18 protein-coding genes are annotated in these 18,496 nt (G+C 65.0%); 4 read left to right on the top strand and 14 right to left on the bottom strand.

Going from position 1 to position 18,496, the window contains the following annotated elements; translation table 11 throughout:
• Positions 1-71: 71 nt before the first annotated feature.
• Positions 72-650 carry an alpha/beta hydrolase gene (locus tag ACIQYU_RS25965; RefSeq protein ID WP_207837255.1) on the bottom strand — a complete coding sequence of 193 codons (579 nt, stop codon included), beginning with the start codon at positions 648-650 and terminating at the stop codon, positions 72-74.
• A 207-nt stretch (positions 651-857) separates the two neighbouring features.
• Here ACIQYU_RS25965 and ACIQYU_RS25960 point away from each other — a divergent pair, with 207 nt between their 5' ends.
• The gene (locus ACIQYU_RS25960; RefSeq protein WP_233688326.1) at positions 858-1,886 is read left to right on the top strand and encodes an AraC family transcriptional regulator; all 1,029 of its coding nucleotides are present in this window, start codon (positions 858-860) and stop codon (positions 1,884-1,886) included.
• Between the two features lie 71 nt (positions 1,887-1,957).
• Here the strand turns inward: ACIQYU_RS25960 and ACIQYU_RS25955 are convergent, their stop codons facing one another.
• From ACIQYU_RS25955 to ACIQYU_RS25925, 7 genes are all read right to left on the bottom strand, one after another.
• Complete coding sequence (locus ACIQYU_RS25955; RefSeq protein WP_233688327.1) at positions 1,958-2,974, bottom strand: YeiH family protein; 1,017 nt, start codon at positions 2,972-2,974, stop codon at positions 1,958-1,960.
• Positions 2,971-3,297 carry a Rieske 2Fe-2S domain-containing protein gene (locus ACIQYU_RS25950; RefSeq protein WP_063914787.1) on the bottom strand — a complete coding sequence of 109 codons (327 nt, stop codon included), beginning with the start codon at positions 3,295-3,297 and terminating at the stop codon, positions 2,971-2,973. The genes ACIQYU_RS25955 and ACIQYU_RS25950 overlap by 4 nt, the downstream gene beginning before the upstream one ends.
• Entirely contained in the window at positions 3,294-3,947 is a 654-nt protein-coding gene (locus ACIQYU_RS25945) for a DsbA family protein (RefSeq protein ID WP_402802730.1), read from the bottom strand. Before ACIQYU_RS25945 ends, ACIQYU_RS25950 begins: the two co-directional genes overlap by 4 nt.
• A complete protein-coding gene (locus tag ACIQYU_RS25940) occupies positions 3,944-5,260 on the bottom strand; it encodes an MFS transporter (RefSeq protein ID WP_207837250.1) in 1,317 nt (438 codons plus the stop codon). Before ACIQYU_RS25940 ends, ACIQYU_RS25945 begins: the two co-directional genes overlap by 4 nt.
• Positions 5,261-5,442: 182 nt before the next feature.
• A complete protein-coding gene (locus ACIQYU_RS25935; protein WP_063914790.1) occupies positions 5,443-6,495 on the bottom strand; it encodes a 3-keto-5-aminohexanoate cleavage protein in 1,053 nt (350 codons plus the stop codon).
• 54 nt (positions 6,496-6,549) lie between these two features.
• Positions 6,550-7,398 carry a TauD/TfdA family dioxygenase gene (locus tag ACIQYU_RS25930; protein ID WP_233694792.1) on the bottom strand — a complete coding sequence of 283 codons (849 nt, stop codon included), beginning with the start codon at positions 7,396-7,398 and terminating at the stop codon, positions 6,550-6,552.
• Between the two features lie 13 nt (positions 7,399-7,411).
• Positions 7,412-8,392, bottom strand: a complete 981-nt coding sequence (locus ACIQYU_RS25925) for a quinone oxidoreductase (protein ID WP_207837244.1) — start codon at positions 8,390-8,392, stop codon at positions 7,412-7,414.
• Positions 8,393-8,621: 229 nt separating this feature from the next.
• Between ACIQYU_RS25925 and ACIQYU_RS25920 the strand changes: the two genes are divergently transcribed.
• Both ACIQYU_RS25920 and osmE read left to right on the top strand, forming a co-directional pair.
• Complete coding sequence (locus ACIQYU_RS25920) at positions 8,622-8,828, top strand: hypothetical protein (protein WP_063914793.1); 207 nt, start codon at positions 8,622-8,624, stop codon at positions 8,826-8,828.
• A gap of 263 nt (positions 8,829-9,091) precedes the next feature.
• Positions 9,092-9,448, top strand: a complete 357-nt coding sequence (osmE, locus tag ACIQYU_RS25915) for an osmotically-inducible lipoprotein OsmE (protein WP_333957427.1) — start codon at positions 9,092-9,094, stop codon at positions 9,446-9,448.
• Position 9,449: 1 nt separating this feature from the next.
• Here osmE and ACIQYU_RS25910 read toward each other — a convergent pair whose 3' ends face one another.
• Complete coding sequence (locus ACIQYU_RS25910; protein ID WP_207837238.1) at positions 9,450-9,809, bottom strand: hypothetical protein; 360 nt, start codon at positions 9,807-9,809, stop codon at positions 9,450-9,452.
• Between the two features lie 134 nt (positions 9,810-9,943).
• On the opposite strand from ACIQYU_RS25910, the gene ACIQYU_RS25905 reads away from it, so the two are divergent.
• A complete protein-coding gene (locus ACIQYU_RS25905) occupies positions 9,944-10,153 on the top strand; it encodes a hypothetical protein (RefSeq protein ID WP_207837235.1) in 210 nt (69 codons plus the stop codon).
• 89 nt (positions 10,154-10,242) lie between these two features.
• Here ACIQYU_RS25905 and ACIQYU_RS25900 read toward each other — a convergent pair whose 3' ends face one another.
• From ACIQYU_RS25900 to ACIQYU_RS25880, 5 genes are all read right to left on the bottom strand, one after another.
• Positions 10,243-10,665: an anti-virulence regulator CigR family protein gene (locus ACIQYU_RS25900; RefSeq protein ID WP_402802725.1), complete on the bottom strand. Its 423-nt coding sequence runs from the start codon at positions 10,663-10,665 to the stop codon at positions 10,243-10,245.
• A gap of 251 nt (positions 10,666-10,916) precedes the next feature.
• The gene (locus tag ACIQYU_RS25895; RefSeq protein WP_207837229.1) at positions 10,917-12,104 is read right to left on the bottom strand and encodes an HlyD family efflux transporter periplasmic adaptor subunit; all 1,188 of its coding nucleotides are present in this window, start codon (positions 12,102-12,104) and stop codon (positions 10,917-10,919) included.
• Positions 12,094-14,256 (bottom strand): type I secretion system permease/ATPase, encoded by a 2,163-nt coding sequence (locus ACIQYU_RS25890; RefSeq protein WP_402802723.1) that lies wholly within the window; start codon positions 14,254-14,256, stop codon positions 12,094-12,096. Before ACIQYU_RS25890 ends, ACIQYU_RS25895 begins: the two co-directional genes overlap by 11 nt.
• Entirely contained in the window at positions 14,246-15,517 is a 1,272-nt protein-coding gene (locus ACIQYU_RS25885; RefSeq protein ID WP_402802721.1) for a TolC family protein, read from the bottom strand. The genes ACIQYU_RS25890 and ACIQYU_RS25885 overlap by 11 nt, the downstream gene beginning before the upstream one ends.
• The coding region (locus ACIQYU_RS25880; RefSeq protein WP_402802719.1) for an Ig-like domain-containing protein at positions 15,517-18,496 on the bottom strand (2,980 nt) is incomplete at its 5' end. The genes ACIQYU_RS25880 and ACIQYU_RS25885, both read right to left, overlap by 1 nt.

Here is an 18,496-nt window from a genome sequence, read left to right as displayed (position 1 = left end):
GATGGCTCCACGTATTGTTATTGTTTTTTGCGCCGCCCGTCTTTTGCGAGCGTGGCTGGGGCGTCCATGCGCTATAGCAGGTTGGGCTGGTCCAGTCGCTGGATGAAGGCCTCGGCCTGCGGCCAGGGGCCGAAGCCGGAGGCCGGATTGAGGTGGCCGACAGCCCCCAGTGCGACCAGTTCGCTACCCCAGCCTTGGGCCAGGGTGCTGGCCGCGCTAAGGCTGGCCAGGTGATCATTGCTGCTGGCCGCGACAATGCTGGGGAATGGCAGCGGCTCAAGGGGTAATGGCGACCAGCCGCGCTCGGCCAGGCTAGTCGGGCTTGGGTAGTGGGCCGGCCATTGCGCGCTCAGGTCAGGTGGCGCCGCCAGCAATGCACCCTTGATCGGCCGCCGGTAGCGCGCCGCCCAGTGGGCGACCATCAGCACGCCAGCACTGTGGGCTACCAGAATCACTTCACCTTCGATCTGGTCCAGCTCGCGCTGGATCGCCTCGACCCGGGCCGTGCAGCACAGGCCATCGACCCGCAGTGGCGGTACGCTGCGCACCTTGGCCAGGCGACCTGCGAGCAGGGTTTGCCAGTGCTCGGCGACATGGTCGCGCAGGCCGGGGACGATCAGCACGGTGGCAGTGGTTTGCAGTTTTTCCACGGTGAACCTCGTGTGCGGTGTAGCTCTTGAGGTTCACAGTAAACAGCCCACCCACTGGGTGCTTCACATTGGGCGTCAGGGGCTTTTCATTTGATGACAATGGCCCATACAAGGCTTTGCTTTTCAATTCATGACACGCAGTCTATAAGACACAAAACGCATGTCGGCATACCCAACAACAAGAAACCGCATGGAAAACAACAAAAGATGCCTGCCCTAGTCCGTGCCGCCAGTTTGACCAATTACCTTGAGGTGTCCCGCCACCTGGGCCTCAATCCCCATGCACTGTTGGCACAGGTTGGCCTCAGCGCCGCGTTGCTCGATGACCCCAACCGGCGGATCCCGGTTGCCAGCGTCATCACCTTGCTGGAGGCCTCCGCCAGCGCCACCCGCTGCGAAAGCTTCGGCCTGCGCATGGCCGAGTTGCGGCAACTGTCGGACTTCGGCGAAATCAGCCTGCTGCTCAGCCACCAACGCACCCTGCGTGATGCGCTGCAGGTGATCGTGCAGTACCGCCACCTGCTCAACGACGCCCTGGCCATCCATATCGAAGAAGCCGGCAAGACCGTGGTCATTCGCGAGGAGGTAGTCAACGAACGCGCGCCCTGCAGTCGCCAGGCCACCGAGCTTGCCATTGGCGTGATGATGCGCCTGTGCGCGGCACTGTTAGGTGCCCACTGGCACCCGGTCAGTGCCAACTTCACCCACGCGGCGCCTGCCGATCTGGCCACTCACCGGCGCATTTTCGGCTGCACGCTGGTGTTCGGCAGCGAGTTCAACGGCATCGTCTGCCCGGCCGCCGACCTCGACAGCGCCAGCCCGCAGGCCAACGATGCCATGGCGCGCCTGGCGCAACGCTATCTGGACAGCCTGCCGGCGGGCGGCACGCCGTCGCTGGAGCTGGAGCTACGCAAGACCATCTACCTGCTGCTGCCCATGGGCCGCGCCACCATCGAGCAGGTGGCACAGACCCAGGGTATGAACGTGCGCACCCTGCAGCGGCGCCTGGAAGAAAGCGGGTTGACCTTCAAGGACCTGATCAACAGCGTGCGCCGTGACCTGGTGATGCGCTACCTGGAAAACCCCGGCTATTCGCTGGGGCGTATCGCCGACATGCTGGGTTATTCGATGCCCAGCTCGTTCACCCGCTGGTTCATCGCCCAGTTCGGCATGCCGCCGGCCAGTTGGCGGGCACACCGGGATGGACAGATTGTGTCAGGGCCACCAGCCGCCTGAGCTGAGATTTTTGGTGATTTTGAGATCGAGCGCCGCGCAGGCGGCGCTCGATCTCACAGGCGCCACAAATCTCAAGCCGTACCCACCCAACGCATCAACGCCAGCACCAAAAGCACCAGAAACACGCTCTCCCCCACCATCAGCGCAATGGGTTTTACCCCGACCGAAGCCAGCGCCTTGAGTTGGGTTTTCATGCCCAGGGCACTGATCGCCACCACCAGGCAGCCACGCGACAGGTCGTTGATACCGCCCTGCACCGCGGCGGGCACCCAGCCTGTGCTGTTGACGCAGGCCAGCAGCAGGAAGCCGGCGGCGAACCATGGCAGCAAGGGCGGCCGCTGGCCACCGGCCTCCAGGCCCTGGCGCCGGGTGATCATGGCCGCGCAGACAATGACCGGCAACAGCATGGCCACCCGCATCAGCTTGACCACCGTGGCAATGTCACCGGTCTCGGTGGACATGCTGTAGCCGGCCCCCACCACCTGCGCCACGTCGTGGATGGTCGCACCGAGGAAGACCCCGGCCTGCGCGGGTGACAGGTGCAACCACTGGGCGATCATCGGGTAGAGGATCATCGCCAGGGTCGACAGCGCCGACACGCCGATCACGGTGAACAGCGTTGCATGCTCTTTGCGCGGGTGCTGGGGCAAGGCCGCTGCCAGTGCCAGCGCCGCCGAGGCACCGCAAATGGCCGTGGCACCGCCGGTGAGCATGCCGAACAGCCGTGAAAAACCCAGCACCTTGGCCACCACCACCGAGGCCAGGATCGTCACCACCACCAGGGTGATGACCAGGACCACGGGTTTCCAGCCCAGGCTGGCGATCTGGTCCAGGGTGATGCGCATGCCAAGCAGCGCCACACCCAGGCGCAGTACCGTGCGGGCGGTAAATTCGATACCGGCCTTGCAGGGGCCGTCGACCGCGAGAAAGTTCAGTGCCATCCCCAGCAGCAGGGCAAACAGCATGACCGGCGCCGCGTAATGCTCGCTGAGGAAACTGGCGGCCGCGCCGACGATAAGGCTGACCACCACTCCCGGGGCGAGGGTGCGGATACGCTGATGGGTAGCGCTCAGTGCCAGTGTATTCATTGCCCCGCTTCCTCACTGTCAAACACGATGTAGACCTGCCCGCCCTGCTGCTCGACCGGGTAGCTGGCAACCTTCAAAGCCCTGGAATTGACCAGGTAGCCGCTGGCCAGGTCAAAGCGCAGGCCATGCGCGCAGCACTGGATGACACGGCCCTCCAGCCGCCCGCCGCACAACGATGCGCCCTGGTGCGGGCAGCTGTCTTCGATGGCATAGAGCGAGTCGGCCACATTGAACAGCGCCACGCTGCGCCCTTCGCAGGCCAGCAGCACGCGGCCGTTACGTTCCGGCACCTGATGGGGGGCCAGTGCAATACGCCGGGTCATACCCGTTCAACCTCTTGCAGCGCTTCGGTCATGGCCGCAAACAGCACCTCGGCAGGCTGCGCGCCAACGATGAGCGGCCCCTGATTGAAGCGGAAACGCGGCACGGCACTGCCTGCGCGCCCTGCCCCATCGAGGAACGGGCTGCCGTCGTCACGCAGGCAGTCGGCAACCTGTACGGCCTCCAGCCCACAACACTGGGCGATGTCGAGCAATGTGCGGCTATCCCCCAGGTCGCGGCCCTGGTGGAAATAGGCGATGAACAGCTGTGCCAGCAGGTTTTCCAGTTGCGATGCATCGAGCAGCCGGGTGGCCCGTTGCAGCAGCCGATGGGCATTGGCGGTGTTGGGCATGCGGCGAATACGCGTGAAGTCGATGTCCTCACCGACCACGCGAGCAGCGGCGCGCACCTGGGCCTGGCGCTCGCGCACCGCCTCCTCGCTGCCCAGGCGCTGCAGATAGAAGGCATGGAACGGCACGCCACCAGCTGGCAAGCCAGGCAACAACTGCACACCTCGCCATTGCAGTTGTACTTGCACTTGCGGATGTTCGCGCTGCAACAGCAACAGGGCGGCCTGCAGGTGCCGCTGGCCAATCAGGCACCACGGGCAGACGAAATCGAAGAACACTTCGACGGACAACAGCTGTTTCACGGTTTCAACTCCCGGGGTACGCCAGCAGCGTTCTGTGCCGGTGCATGCAGACGCTCCATGTCGCGGTGGTAATGACGTTTGGCAAGGAAAAACACGGCCGCCGCGCCGATGCTCATCAGCGGCACCAGCTGGAAGGCGGCATGCAGGCCGATCAGGTCGGAAACGCGCCCAGTGATCAGCGGCCCGGTTGCCAGGCCCAACAGGTTGTTGGCCAGGGTCAGGGTTGCGAACGCGGTGCCGTGCACCGAGGCGTGGGTGAGGTTGGCGACCATGGCACTGGACGGGCCGTTGGTGCCGGCGGCAATCATCATGCCCAGGCAGATAAGCACCAGTTGCGCGGTGCCGGCTGGCAGTGCGAAAGCGATGGACAGCAGCGCACAACTGCCCAGGCAGTAGGCAATTGCCAGGCTGATCTTGCGGTCCGGGCGCTGCCGCCCGAGGCGGTCGCAGAGCATGGCACAGAGGATCATGCCGATGCCGCTGCACAGCACGATGACCGCGGCAATCGCCCCGGCGCGGTCGGTGCCCATGGCGTAATAGCGGTTCAGGTAACTGGGCATCCACACGATCACGGTGCCGCCGACGAACAGCTGCAGCCCACTGCCGACGTAGGCCGCGATGACCGAACGGCTGCTGTACAGGGTGCGCAGCGGGCGACTGGCCTTGCCCTGCAAATGCTGCGCGCACCGAGGCACAATACGCGCCTCCTTGACGATCAGTGGGTACAGCATCGCCAGCACCAGGCCGAACAGCGCCATGCCGGCGAATGCCCAGCGCCAGCCCAGGTGCTGGGCCAGCACACCGCCCAGGGCCATGCCCAGCACCGAGCCGAACATGCCACCGGCCATGAACGCCCCGGCCAGGGTCGAGCGCATGTCGCGAGGGAACACGGCGACCACCACTGCAATGCCGACACTGCCGTAGGCCGCCTCGCCCACCCCGACCAGAAACCGTGCGATGAACATCTGCGGGTAGTTTTCCGCCAGGGCGCAGCCGAGGGTGGCCAGGCTCCACAGTACCGCCATCAGCACCAGGCTGCGTACCCGGCCGAAGCGGTCGGCCAACAGCGACAGCGGAAATGTCAGCAGGCCGACCATCAGCGCGACGATGCCGCTGAGCAAGCCGAGCTGGCTGTCGCTCAATGCCCATTCGCCCTTGAGCAGCGGGAACACCGCGTTGAGCACCTGGCGCGACATGTAGTCGGAGATCAACAGGCCAAAGGTCAGGGCGAAGACCACCCAGGCATAGCGCCGGGGGACGCTGTGGGCGGTGTCGGTGCCGGAATCTTCGGCACTGGCGAGATAGGTGGCCATGTTGCCTCCTTGGGTGTGGGGCGTGAGGTTGTTCTTGTTGTTATGGGTTACAGCCAACATTCATGTTGCTTTTGCGGCCCTCTTCGCGGGCTCGCCCGCTCCCACAGGTACCGCGTCAACCGTTGGGCCAACACCGCACCTGTGGGAGCGGGCATGCCCGCGAAGAGGACGTGCCTGCCGTGTCAGGTACGCTGCGGCACACCCTTCACACCCGGCTGGCGATTCGGCGCCATGCCGTTGGCCTTCAAGGTCTGCTCGATACTGTCGTACTGCTGCCCGATGCGGTAAATGGCGCGTGCTTCCTTGCCGCTGGCTATCTCGCGGCCCAGCTCGTGGGCCACGCGCACGGTCTGCTGGATCTGCTGCACCGAGGTGAAGCGCTTGCCATGCTGGTCGATGATGGTGTCTTCGTTGCCACAGCGCGGGTGCAGGCCCATCGCCAGGGCCATGGTGTTGAACGGCAGCACGTTCTTCAGCAACGATTCCGCGGTCAGGGTGCAACCGTCCGGCGCGCGGTGGATGAAGTTGAAGAAGTTGAACGGGTTGGGGCCGTCGAAGCCGCCGCCGATGCCGATCCAGGTCAGGTTCAGCGGCCCCATGTAGTCACCGCGGCGGACGATGCGCTCGAGCGTCTCCAGGGCATGCATGCCGGTCAGCTGGAAATGCGGCTGGATGTTGCTGGCCTGCAGGCGACGCAGGTGCTCGCGGACCCAGGCCGGGCCGGCCGGCACGGTCATCTCGCTGTAGGCGGCATGAATCGCCGGGCTGGCCAGCGAGGTGCCTTCCAGGTACTCGGGGTACAGCAACTCCATGATGTTCATCTGCGTGGTGTTGATGGCCACGGTCACCTGGTCGGGGCGCGGCGTCAGCTCGGCGAGCATGTGCCGGGTGTCGTCCGACAGCCACTTGGCCGCCTCGCCTTCGCTTTCCGGGGCGAAGGAAATCGACCCGCCAACCTGGATGATCATGTCCGGCACCGCCTCACGCACCCCGGCGATCAGCTCGTTGAACTTGGACAGACGCTTGGAGCCTTTGCCGTCCAGTTCACGCACATGCAGGTGCAACACGGTGGCGCCTGCCTCGTAGCAGTCGACGGCCTTCTGCACCTGCTCGTCCATGGTCAGGGGAATGTCTTCCGGGAAGTCTTCGGGCATCCACTCCGGGCCATAGGGGGCCACGGTGATCACCACCTTTTCCATGTTTTCCGGGTGCAACGAATCGTCGAAGAATTGCATGCTGTAGTCCTCGCTATTGTTATTGTGCGGTTGCCGCCAGCGACGGCGACGAACTCAGAACGTGGGGCTGCCCTTGATCCCGGCGCGCTCCATCTTGCGGTGGCACGGCGGGTAGTCCATGACGGCGTAGTGCTGGGTGCTGCGGTTGTCCCAGATCGCCACGCTGTTGGGCTGCCAGCGCCAGCGCACCTGGTACTCCGGCAGGTAGGCCTGGCTGATCAGGTAGCGCAGCAGGTCGCTGGCACCGGGGTTGGCGTCCTGGCCGAAGCGCACCCGCTGCGGGGTGTGGTAGTTGCTGAAATGGGTGGTGAAGGCGTTGACGAACAGCACCTGCTCGCCGGTTTCCGGGTGCGTGCGCACCACCGGGTGCTCGGCATCGGGGAACTGCGCCTTCAACGCCAGGCGCTTTTCCAGCGGCATGGCGGCGCCAAAGCTGGCCTCGATGCTGTGGCGGGCGCGCAGGCCTTCGATCTTGGCCTTCACATCGCCTGGCAGGTTTTCATAGGCCAGCACCATGTTCGCCCACATCGTGTCGCCGCCCACTGGCGGGCATTCGATGCAGCGCAGCACACAGCCCATCGGCGGGGCCTCGCGCCAGGTGGCGTCGGTGTGCCAGGCATTTTCATAGCGGTCGTTGGGCTGGTCCGGGCGCTTGTAGATCTGCACCAGGCCCGGGTGTTCCGGGTCGCTGCCGGCCACCGGGTGGTCCTCCAGGTCGCCGAAGCGGCGCGCAAAGGCCACGTGTTCGGCGCGGCTGAAGTGCTGGTCGCGCAGGAACAGCACACGGTGCCGGAGCAACTGCGCGCGCAGCTGGGCGAACAGGTCGTCGTCGTGGATCGCGTCGGCCAGGTTGACCCCACTTACCTCGGCCCCGATCGCGCAGGTCAGTTGTTCGATGTGCATGCTGTTGCCCTCTTCAGATGACGAAGATCGACGAGCCGGTGGTCTTGCGCGCTTCCAGGTCGCGGTGGGCCTGGACGGCATCCTGCAGTGCGTAGTGCTGGTTGATCTCGATACGGATGCGCCCGCTGCCGACGTGGTCGAACAGCTCGCCGGCCAGGTCGGCCTTTTCCGCCGGGTCGGCGATGAAGTCGGCCAGTGCCGGGCGGGTGAGCTGCAGCGAGCCCTTGATCGCCAGCAACTGCGGGTCGAACGGCGGGATGGTGCCCGACGCCGTGCCGACGCATACCATCAGGCCGCGGCGCTTGAGCGAATCGAGCGAGCCCATGAAGGTGTTCTTGCCAACGCTGTCGAACACCACATTCACCCCCACCCCGTCGGTCAACTCACGCACGCGCGTGGCCACGTCCTCGACGCTGTAGTTGATGACGTGGTTGCAGCCATGGGCACGCGCCACTTCGGCCTTGGCCTCGGTGGACACCGTGCCGATCACGTTCAGCCCCAGCAGCCGCGCCCACTGCGCGACGATCAGGCCGACCCCGCCAGCAGCGGCATGCAGCAGCACGCTGTCGCCGGGTTTGAAATCATGGAGCCGACGCAGCAGGTAGGCGGAGGTCAGGCCGCGCATGGTCATGGCGGCGGCGGTTTCGAAGGCGATGGTATCTGGCAGCTTGATCAGCGCGGCAGCAGGGATCAGGCGCTCGGTGCAATAAGCGCCCAGGGTGTTGAGGAAACCGGTGTAGGTGACCCGGTCACCGACCGCCACCTGGGTCACGCCCTCACCCACCGCCTCGACCACGCCGGCCGCTTCCACGCCAATGCCGTTGGGCAGCGGGATCGGGTAGGTGCCGTTGCGGAAATAGGTATCGGCGTAGTTCAGGCCCACCGCCACCTGGCGCAAGCGCACCTGCCCCGGGCCGGGCTCGCCGACCTCGGCGTCCTCGTAGCGCAGCACCTCGGGGCCACCGGTCTGATGGAAACGTACGACTTTGGACATGCTTGTCTCTCCAATCATCGATCTGGACGCATGGCGTCAGTTCTGGGTGATTGGACTGTATGCCCTTGGTGGGCGGGGTGCTTCGCATCGGACGACAGCGGGTTTTCATTTGATGACAGTACGGGCGTGGACCTGTCGTTCACGAAAACCGCGTTTTATTCATGAGCCTCCTTGATGCTTACCCATGGTCAGACTAATACTTAAGTCTCTGCCTGGGGAGGCACGAAAAATGCAACCAAGATTCGTTATCGTTCCCGCTGTACCGATCGAAAAGGAGTCGTTCCGCGTGGGTAGCCGCTATTACGCCGCTACCGTTTGTGGGGGGTTCGACATTTACGACAACCAAGCGAAGGAGCGGCTCAAGCCCAGCTATCCAAGCAGGACGGATGCGCAGGTGCAGTGCGAGCAGCTGAACAAGCGCGGTGATGTAGGCTGATAGAGCAAGCAATTGCTTTCTCGACCCCTGTGGGAGATCGCCCAGCCTTTCGGGTTGCGCTGTCATGTAGAGAACTGAGTTCGCAAGCGGTCCGCGTACCCTGTGGGAGCGGCTTTAGCCGCGAAGAATCCAACGCGCTGCATGGCACCGGCTGCGCCGGTGTTCGCGGCTAAAGCCGCTCCCACAGGGGGTCAAGTGTTCGTGATCTCGCCCTGCTGCCAACCGGCAATCAGGCGATTGGCATCCTCTACCGGAGCACTGCCATGAACAAACCCTTTCATGCGCTGATCTTTGCACTGACAGCGCTTTCTGCCTGCTCGTCCAACTCCGCGCTGTACCACGACCAGCCGCTGGTTGCGAAAGTCGACAACGGCATGAGCAAAGACCAGGTCATGCAGATCGGCGGCAAACCCGCTGCCGAGACTGAGCGCACCGTGGTACCCGGCACCTGCTTCGACTACATGCTGACCAAGGCCGACAACCGGCAACCTTACAGCGTCAGCTTCGACGGCACCGGCAAAGTGGACAATACCGCTTTCATGACCTGCGCCGAATGGAGCAATGCCCAGCGCAGGGCCCGCCTGCCCAGCATGGGCGGCTCAAGCGGCTCGGGCTACTGATTCAGTCCAGGCATTCCTTGGCAGCCTGGCGCAATTTGTCACCAGACAGAAAGCTGCCTTTGTAGAACGTCGCGCGGCTACCCTCGCGGGAATCGACTACGTCCAACACGTCATCGGATGCCACAGCGCTGGGGGCCGTCAGCCGGTAGCCGTGGGCGATCGACTTCTGCGTGGCCTGTGGCGCCAGCGCTTGCCACTTGGGCAGTACGCAGGCGGCGTATTGCTGGGGTGATTTGTGGGTCAGTTTGCTGGCAGTGGGTTTGCCAGGGGTTGCGCAGCCGGCAAGGCCGGTGACCAGTACAGCGGCGAGAAAGATACGAAATGTAGACATTTGCATTTGGCCATCAAGAATACGCTGCATTCTAACGAGCGTTGCACTGACTGACTAATCAACCAAGGTCTTGCTACCCAGGCTGCACCTGATATTTCTGCCAGTGGCATGGGCGGGTGGACACTGACAAAGTGCAGCTACCAACAGACACGGGAGCACACGTCATGCCACAGAACACCGTCCGCACGCGCTACTTCTATCAGGATGGAAAACTCGTAACCCTGGAGGCAGGGGAACAAGGCGTCAGTATCTTTCGTACCGCAGATATGCCGATCGCCGAACAACCAATGAAAGGCTCGCAGCCCAGCGGATTGCTGGTGACGGACGACAAGGGGTCAGTGCTGCAAGTGCAGGAAACACCTGATAAAACCTGAGTCTGGCTCTATTAGCCAGCCTGCACCGACAGGCTGAACGGCGCTCCTGACGTTGAACCCAGGTCCAGCTTCAGGAACGCTTCACAGCATCAATCCAGCGCGCCGTTCAATACCTCGTAGATGATCCCCGTAGCGACTGCCACCAGGATCAGGTCCACACCCGCCTGCATCCATTCATAGCCATCATAATGAGGGAGCTGCCCCAGCAGCCTGCCATCCAGCTTCTTGGCGATACCCGGTGGCAGTGGCTTGCCACGGGCCAGGTTCTTCTGGATGCCGGGGGGCAGCGGCGCGCCTGCGCTCCAATAGTTGCGGTGCCCGTCGAGAATGCCAAGCACATCGCCACGGTTTATCGACGGGCCACCATACGCGGCACCGTGACCTTTACTGTGCTGGCCCTTGTCCTTGCCATGGCCCTGCCCTTTACCGTTACCCGGGTCGGCATAAGTGAGCGCAGGTGCCACTGCCAACACGATTGAAGTAACCACGACTGCCCATCGATGCATTGCCATGCTGTTTCCTTACACAAGGGGACGTCCCCGCACTGTAGACCAAAACCCGGTTCAGGGTGAAAGTCCCCAGACGCGGGGTCAGGGCTTGGCCCCCCGATAGAGCACGATGGCTGCCACATCGAGGGCCAGCACGACAACGGCGAAGAGGAACATGACATACAGATCTTCTGGAAACATTGCCGTATCCCCAAATGCACAGGTTTACAGGGGTACAGCAATTCCCGTTCCAACGCCTCGCTGCCCACTGCCGCTCAATAGAGACGGGCCTTGATCAGCGGGCGCAGCAAGTAATTGAGGACGCTGCGCTTGCCACTGAGGATATCCACTTCGGCCACCATGCCGGGGATGATCGGCAGCACCTCCTCGCCGCGCTTGAGCTGGCTGCCGTCAGTGCGGATCAGCACCTGGTAGTACGACTCCTTGCCGTGGGGCGTGTCCTCTTCGATGGTGTCGGCGCTGATTTGCTCCAGGGTGCCCTTGAGGTCGCCATAAATGCTGAAGTCGTAGGCGGTGATCTTCACCTTGGCCGGCATGCCCGGCACCAGGAAGGCCACGTCACGCGGCTTGATCCTGGCCTCTACCAGCAGGCGGTCCTCCACCGGAATCACTTCCATGATCGCCTCGCCGGGCTGGATCACCCCGCCACGGGTATTGATCAGCACGGTGTTGACCCGCCCCCGCACCGGCGAAACGATCCCGGTACGGCGCAACTGGTCCTGGCGCTGCTGTACGATCGGCTCCAGCGCACTGAGGTCGGCCTTGCGCTGTGAGCGCTCGGTGTAGGCATCCTGGAAGTAGCTGCTCTTCAGCTCGGTCAGCTTGCCATTGAGGGTAGCTATGTCCTGGCTCAGCCGCAGCGCCTCCATCTGGCTCACCGCACGCTTGGCCACCAGCGGGCGGACCAGGTCGAGCTGGCTCTGGGCCAGGCTGATCTGCCTCTGGATCGCCTGGCTACCTTCGAGCAGCTTGTCCCGCCGCGACTTGAACAGCTCGCGTTCGGAACGCGCCAGCGGCCCCTGCGGGTCGATATCCGGGGGAAATTCGATGGCCGCCTTGCCCAGCACCTCGGCGTCCAGCCGGGCGATGGCCGCCCGCAGCACGCCAGCCTGGTTGGCCGACTCCTGGAAATTGGTGAGAAAGCGCGTCTCGTCGAGGCGCAACAGCGGCTGGCCAACCTCTACCAGGTCGCCCTCCTGTACCAGCAGACGGTCGAGAATGCCCCCTTCCAGGCTCTGGATCTTCTGGATGCGACTGAACGGCACCACGCGCCCGTCACCGCGCGTCACCTCATCGAGCTCTGCCCAGGCGGCCCAGGCGACGAACAGCACGACGCTGCCGAGCAGGGTCCAGAGCAGCGGGCGATAGACCGGGTGAGTGGTCGCCAGCAAGGGGTCGGCCAGTTGCCGGCGCAACACTACTGAATTTTTTTCAGTTGCCATGGCCAGCTCCTTCGGCGACCTGCGGCGCCTGCACCTGATTGCCCAGCACCACCTGGTTCAGCGGGCCGTCCATGATCACCTGGCCGTTGCGCAGCACCACCGCACGGTCCACCAGCGCCAGCACGCTTTTCTTGTGGGTGGTGATGATCAAGGTGCGCCGGCCAAGCCACTTCTGCAGGTAGTCGATAACCTGTTTCTCGCTGTTTTGGTCGAAGGCCGCGGTCGGCTCGTCGAGCAACAGGATCGGCGGGTCCTGTAGCAGTACCCGGGCCAGCCCGACCGCCTGACGCTGGCCGCCGGAGAGGCTGGCGTTGCCCTGGATCGGCATGTCCAGGCCCAGCGGGTGGGCGCGTACGAAAGTGCCCAGCCCCACGCCATCGAGGGCGTCCAGCAATTCCTCGTCGCCCAACGCAGCGTTCGCCAGGTTGAGGTTTTCGCGCAGGCTGCCGTGGAACAGCGCCACGTCCTGTGGCAAGTAGCCGATGCCGCGCTGGCGGTCGGCCGGGTCGATCTGGCTCAGGGCGATGTCGTCCAGCAACAGCCGGCCGGATTGCGCGTCGAGCAGGCCACTGAGCAGCCGCAACAGGGTCGACTTGCCGGCACCGTTGCCGCCGAGCAGCGCCACCCGCTCGCCGGCCTGGATGCTCAGCGCCTGTACGTCGACCACCGGCTGGCTGTCGCCGTGGGCCAGGCGCAGCGCCTCGAGGCGGTAATGCCCGTGGAGCCGCTCGCGGTGCACGAAGCGCTTGCCGACGGGACGCTCCTGCTCGGCCGACATCAACTGGTCGAGGCCCTCCAGGGCCACCTTGGTGTGCTGCCAGCGGCCGAGGATGGCGGCAGCCTGGGACAAGGGTGCGATGGCCCGCGAGGCAAGGATCGAACAAGCCACCAGGGCACCGACGGTCATCGCCCCGTCGCTTATCCGGTAGACGCCGAACACCACCACCCCGACATAGCACAGCTGCTGGACGATACTGGCCGAGTAGCTGAGGGTCGAGGCCAGGGCATGGGTCTTCATCGCAGTACCGGCCAGTTCCCCGGTGAGCGTCTCCCACTGCTGGCGGCAGCGGCCTTCGGCACGCGCGGCCTTGACCGTCTCCAGGTGTTCGAAGGCTTCCAGCAGCACGCTGTTCTTCATCGCCCCCTCGCGCAGGTTCTGCCGCGACAGGTGCCCCAGCAGGCGCTGGGTCAGCAACCCCGGCAGCAGCATCAACACGCAGGCCACCAGCGGAACCCAGACCACATGGCCACCGATCACGGCGATGATCAACAGGAAGATCACCACGAACGGCAGGTCGCTGATCAGCGCGGCACTGGACGAGGTGAAGAACTCGCGGACCGACTCGAACTCACGCACCTGGGTGCTGAACGCCCCCATCGACGCCGGTTTGGCGGCGATCCGGGTGCTCAGCACACGTGAGAACAGCAGGCTCGACAATTGCAGGTCCAGGCGCTTGCCAAGTACGTTCAGCAGGTGCCCGCGAAGGATCCGCAATACCCCGTCGACGATGATTGCCAGGGCCACGCCGCTGGCGAGTATCCACAGGGTATCGAAGGCCGCGTTGGGCACCACGCGGTCGTACACCTGCATGGCGAACAGCGCCGAGGCGACGGCCAGGACGTTGGCCACCAGGGCCGCCGCCGTGACTTCCGCGTAGGAGCGCCAGAGCCGCTTGAGCGGCCCGAAGAACCAGTGTTCCGGCAGGCCGCTGGCGTAGTCGCCAACCCGCCCGTCGGGGCGGTAGCGGCACTTGGCAAACACCGCCGTGCCGCTGTAAAGCGCCTCCAGCGCGGGCAGCGCCATGCACTCACGGCCGCCGTCGCTCTGCGGCACCAGCACCTCGTACTGCTCACCCTCGATGCCAACCAGCAGCAGGCTGCGGCCATCGTCGAGCAACAGCAGGGCCGGCAGCAGGTAGGCGTCCATCTGCCGCAACGGCAGCTCCGCGACCCTGGCAGTGATGTCGGCGCGACGCAGGGCGCGGGCGACCAGGCGCAACGGCAGGCGTCCATGCTCCAGCGCCAGGCCGTCGACCAGCTCGGCGTCGCCCAGCGGCCGGCCCAGTTGCCGGCACAGCAGCAGCAGGCCCTGGCGCAGCGGGTCGTCGTGGTTCAGGGTCACGACATTATCCGGGGATTGTTCAACTTCCATGATTCAACCGATTCTCCAGTAATGCCCCCAACAGCCCGACTTGCGCGGCCGCCCGGTACTCGATGCGCTTGCGCTCGATGTGCAGATTGATCAATTGTCGCTCGGCCTCGAAACGTTCGCGCTGCACGTTGAGCAAGTCGATCACGTCGCGCCGGCCGACCTCGAACTGCTCGCGGTACAGCTCGCCGACCTGTTCCGACTCCGTCACCTGCTGGCTCAGCGACTGTTCCCGCCAGCGCAGCGTGTCACCGTTGTCGAACAGCGTCTGCAGCTGCCGGCGGATGTCACGCTGCATCGCATCGGCCGTCCATTGCGCCGACTCCAGGCGCTGTTGCGCAGCCGTCGGCCGACGGAAGTTGGAAAGCCCCTGGAAGGTGTCCATGCGAAAGCGCAGCGACATCACCGAGTCGCTTTCCGGGCGACCACCGATCTCCCGGCGCAGCGCGGAGGCCTCCAGGTTCAATTGCGGCAGCAGCGAAGCCTTGGCCTCGCGGACTTGCGCCTCGGCGACATTGGCGTCCTCCAACGCCTTGCGCTGCAACGGCGACTCGCGGATCACCCGCGCCACGTCGCTGGCAGCCAGGTAGCGCTGCAGCGACATCGGCTCGGGCTCGACCAGTTCGGAGGGGTCCTGGCCAACCAGGATCGCGTACTGGTTGCGCGCGTCCTGCAGGTTGCCCTTCTCCAGCGACAACTGTTCCTGGGCACGCGCCAGTTCGAGGTTGGCGCGGTCCAGTTCGCTGCGGTCGGCGTAACCGTCGCTACCGCGCGCCTGGGTCATCTCGCGGATGCCGTCGAGGCGCTGGATGTGCTGGCGCACCGTCTCCACCCGGCGCTCCGAGGCAAGCACGTCGAGATAGGTCTCTACGATATCCAGCGCCGCATCGTCGCGCGCCACCAGCACCGCCTCGGACAGCTTGCGCCGGGTTGCGCTGGCGCTGTCGACCTTGCTCGTCACCCGTCCCCAGTCATACAGCATCTGCGATACGGTGACGTCGTAGACAACCTCGCCAACGTCGAACTCCTGCGGCCCCCCGGACATAGTGACGGAGGGGTAATAGCCACCCTTGGCGATCTCCACCTCGGTGCCCGCACGATCCGCCTCAGCCATCGCCGAACGCACCTGGGGGTGAATCGCCAACCCCGCCCGCACCGCCTGGTCGAGAGGAATGGCCGGGGCGGACAACGGCAGCCCGAGGCACAGGAGCCACAGGGCTCCCGCGCTGCGGCGCCTTCCCTTGAGCACGGACAGGCCGCGCATCAGACCACGACCTGTACCGTGTTGTCCTCGATCAGCAGGGTACTGCTGCCAAAGTTGTAGACATCGTAAGTAATGCCGTTGACCTGCTGGGTGGTCCCGGTGTTCACGGCACCCACCACGTTGAGGGTGTCGTTGTTCTCGCCGGTGATCTGCAGGATGTTGTTGCCATCGGTGATGGCGTCCACCTCTGCCGCAGTCAGGGTCAGCACGCTCCCCGAGTCGCCCTTGCCGAGGTCGATACGCTCGATGTTGGAGAGCGTGCCAACGCCGACGGCGTTGTAGTCGAGGTCGATGCCGTCGGCCAGGATCAGGGTGTCGAAGCCCCCACCGCCGTCGATGCTGATGAAGTCGGTCGCAGTGATCTGGATGGCATCGTTGCCGTTGCCGGCCACTACGTGATCGCCGGTCCCCACGTTGAAGATCAGGTCGTTGCCATCACCTCCGTTGATGTGCTCCGAACTGCCGCTCGCCCCGGACATGACATCGTCCCCGGCAGTACCGTTGACATCGATCTGGCCGATATTCAGCGACAGCCCGTTAGGGGTCAGGGTGATGCCGTATGCCGAGCTGTCGTTGCCGTTGGTGTCGGTGGCGACGATGTTGAACGAGATCTGCGAACCGAGGTTGAGGATATCGGTGATGTTCAGCCCCAGCTGGGTGAGGACGGTCGGGCTCAGCAGGTTAAGCGAGAAGTTACCGGCGCTGTCTGCCTGGATCGGCAGTAACTCAACGTTCAGCGCCGGGGTGATGACACGGATCACCACGCTGGAGTCCGGTTCGGTAGTGCCGCTGAAACCGAACCTCGGGTTCAGCGGGTTGAGGCTGACATCGACGCCGAAGTTGCCGATGGTCACTGGCTGCTCGATGCTGCTGCCGACGCCGATGGTCGCCACATTGCTCGGGTTGCCGGCCGGGTCCTCACCGATCACGGAGACTTGGGCATTGAGCAGTTGGTCCAGGGTAAGGTCGATGTCCAGGTCGGTGAGCAGGTTCAGCGAAGCCAGCCCGCTGTTGTCGGCAGTTACCGTGGCGGTGGCGGTGACCCCGCCGACGTCCACGGTGACCGTCAGCTCGGTGCCCGGATCGGTGGAGATGGTCAGGATGCTGCCCACCAGCGACAGCACCGGTGTTGCAGGCGGAATGGTGTCGACGGTGAACGGCACCGGGTTCGACGCGGTACCGCCATTGATATCGGCGGTGACGGTCGAGGCGCCCTCCGGGAACGGCCCCATGCCATCGCCAGGGGGTATGGTCACGGTGACGCTGCCGGCCAGGATGTCGCCGGCAGTGATGGTGTGCGTTACCTGCGTCTCATAACCATTCTGCCCGGCGAACGCGACGGTGATCACCTGGCCGACCTGCAGGGTCGGACGGATCGCCACATCGACCTGAATGCCGTCGCTGATCTCGGCAGCGTTGATCCAGGTATCAGCGGCCTCCGGTACGCTGATGGTCGGCGGCGCCAGGTCTGGCGCGTTGATCGTCGCCGGGCCGCTGAGGTTGCCGGCAGCATCCACCGCGACCCCGGCGATCAGCTCGCCGGTGATCAGGGGTGGCGCAAACGGCAGGCTGAAGCTGCCGCTGCCGTCGACATTCACCGTGATCGGGTTGGCGGTATCGCCGTCGACCACGATGCGCACCTGGCTGTTCGGCTCGGCGGTACCGGTGAGCAGCGCACCGTCGGCACTGATGCTCAGCAGCGGCGCCGATGGTGCCACCGAGTCGACCGTGGTACTCGCCGGGCCACTGGTATTGCCGGCGGCGTCCTCGGCCACGGCGTTGACCACCGTGCCGTTGGCCAGCGGAGTAACCGGGGTGAAGCTCCAGTCGCCACTGCCGTCGGCGGTCGTCTGGCCGATCGGGTTGCCGCCACCGTCAGTGAGGATGACGGTGGCGCCAGGCTCAGCGGTACCCGTGAGGACTGCACCATTGCTCGGCTCGATAGTCGGCGCGGCCGGGGCGACGGCGTCAACGGTGGCGCTGGTCGGCCCGCTGGTATTGCCGGCCGGGTCCTGGGCCACGGCATTGATCACCGTGCCATTGGCCAGCGGGGTCGCAGGCGTGAAGGCCCAGTTGCCGCTGCCATCGGCGATGGTCTGGCCGATCGGGTTGCCGCTGCCGTCGGTGAGGATCACCCTGGCGCCCGCTTCAGCGGTACCGCTGATCTCGGTGCCGTTGCTCGGGTCGACCACCGGCGCAGCCGGGGCCACCGAGTCCACCGTGGTGCTGGTCGGCCCGCTGGTATTGCCGGCCGCGTCCTGGGCCACGGCGTTGATCACCGTGCCGTTGGCCAGCGGCGTGCCGGGGGTGAAACTCCAGTTGCCGCTGCCATCGGCGGTGATCTGGCCGATCGGGTTGCCGCTGCCATCGGTCAGGGTCACGGTGGCGCCCGCTTCAGCCGTACCACTGATCACCAACCCGTTGCTCGGGTCGATGATGGGGGCGGCCGGGGCGATGGCGTCAACGGTGACGCTGGTCGGCCCGCTGGTATTGCTGGCCGCGTCCTGGGCCACGGCGTTGATCACCGTGCCGTTAGCCAGCGGAGTAACCGGGGTGAAGCTCCAGTCGCCACTGCCGTCGGCGGTCGTCTGGCCGATCGGGTTGCCGCCACCGTCAGTGAGGATGACGGTGGCGCCGGGCTCAGCGGTACCCGTGAGGACTGCACCATTGCTCGGCTCGATAGTCGGCGCGGCCGGGGCGACGGCGTCAACGGTGGCGCTGGTCGGCCCGCTGGTATTGCCGGCCGGGTCCTGGGCCACGGCATTGATCACCGTGCCATTGGCCAGCGGGGTCGAAGGCGTGAAGGCCCAGTTGCCGCTGCCGTCGGCGATGGTCTGGCCGATCGGGTTGCCGCTGCCGTCGGTGAGAATCACCCTGACGCCGGCTTCAGCGGTACCGCTGATCTCGGTGCCGTTGCTCGGGTCGACCACCGGCGCGGCCGGGGCCACCGAGTCCACCGTGGTGCTCGACGGCGCGCTG

The sequence above is a fragment of the Pseudomonas sp. NPDC096925 genome (assembly GCF_044762545.1).
Taxonomy (GTDB): domain Bacteria; phylum Pseudomonadota; class Gammaproteobacteria; order Pseudomonadales; family Pseudomonadaceae; genus Aquipseudomonas.
The sequence above is the reverse complement of the archived record's forward strand: the minus strand, read 5'-3'. Positions and strand labels throughout refer to the sequence as shown.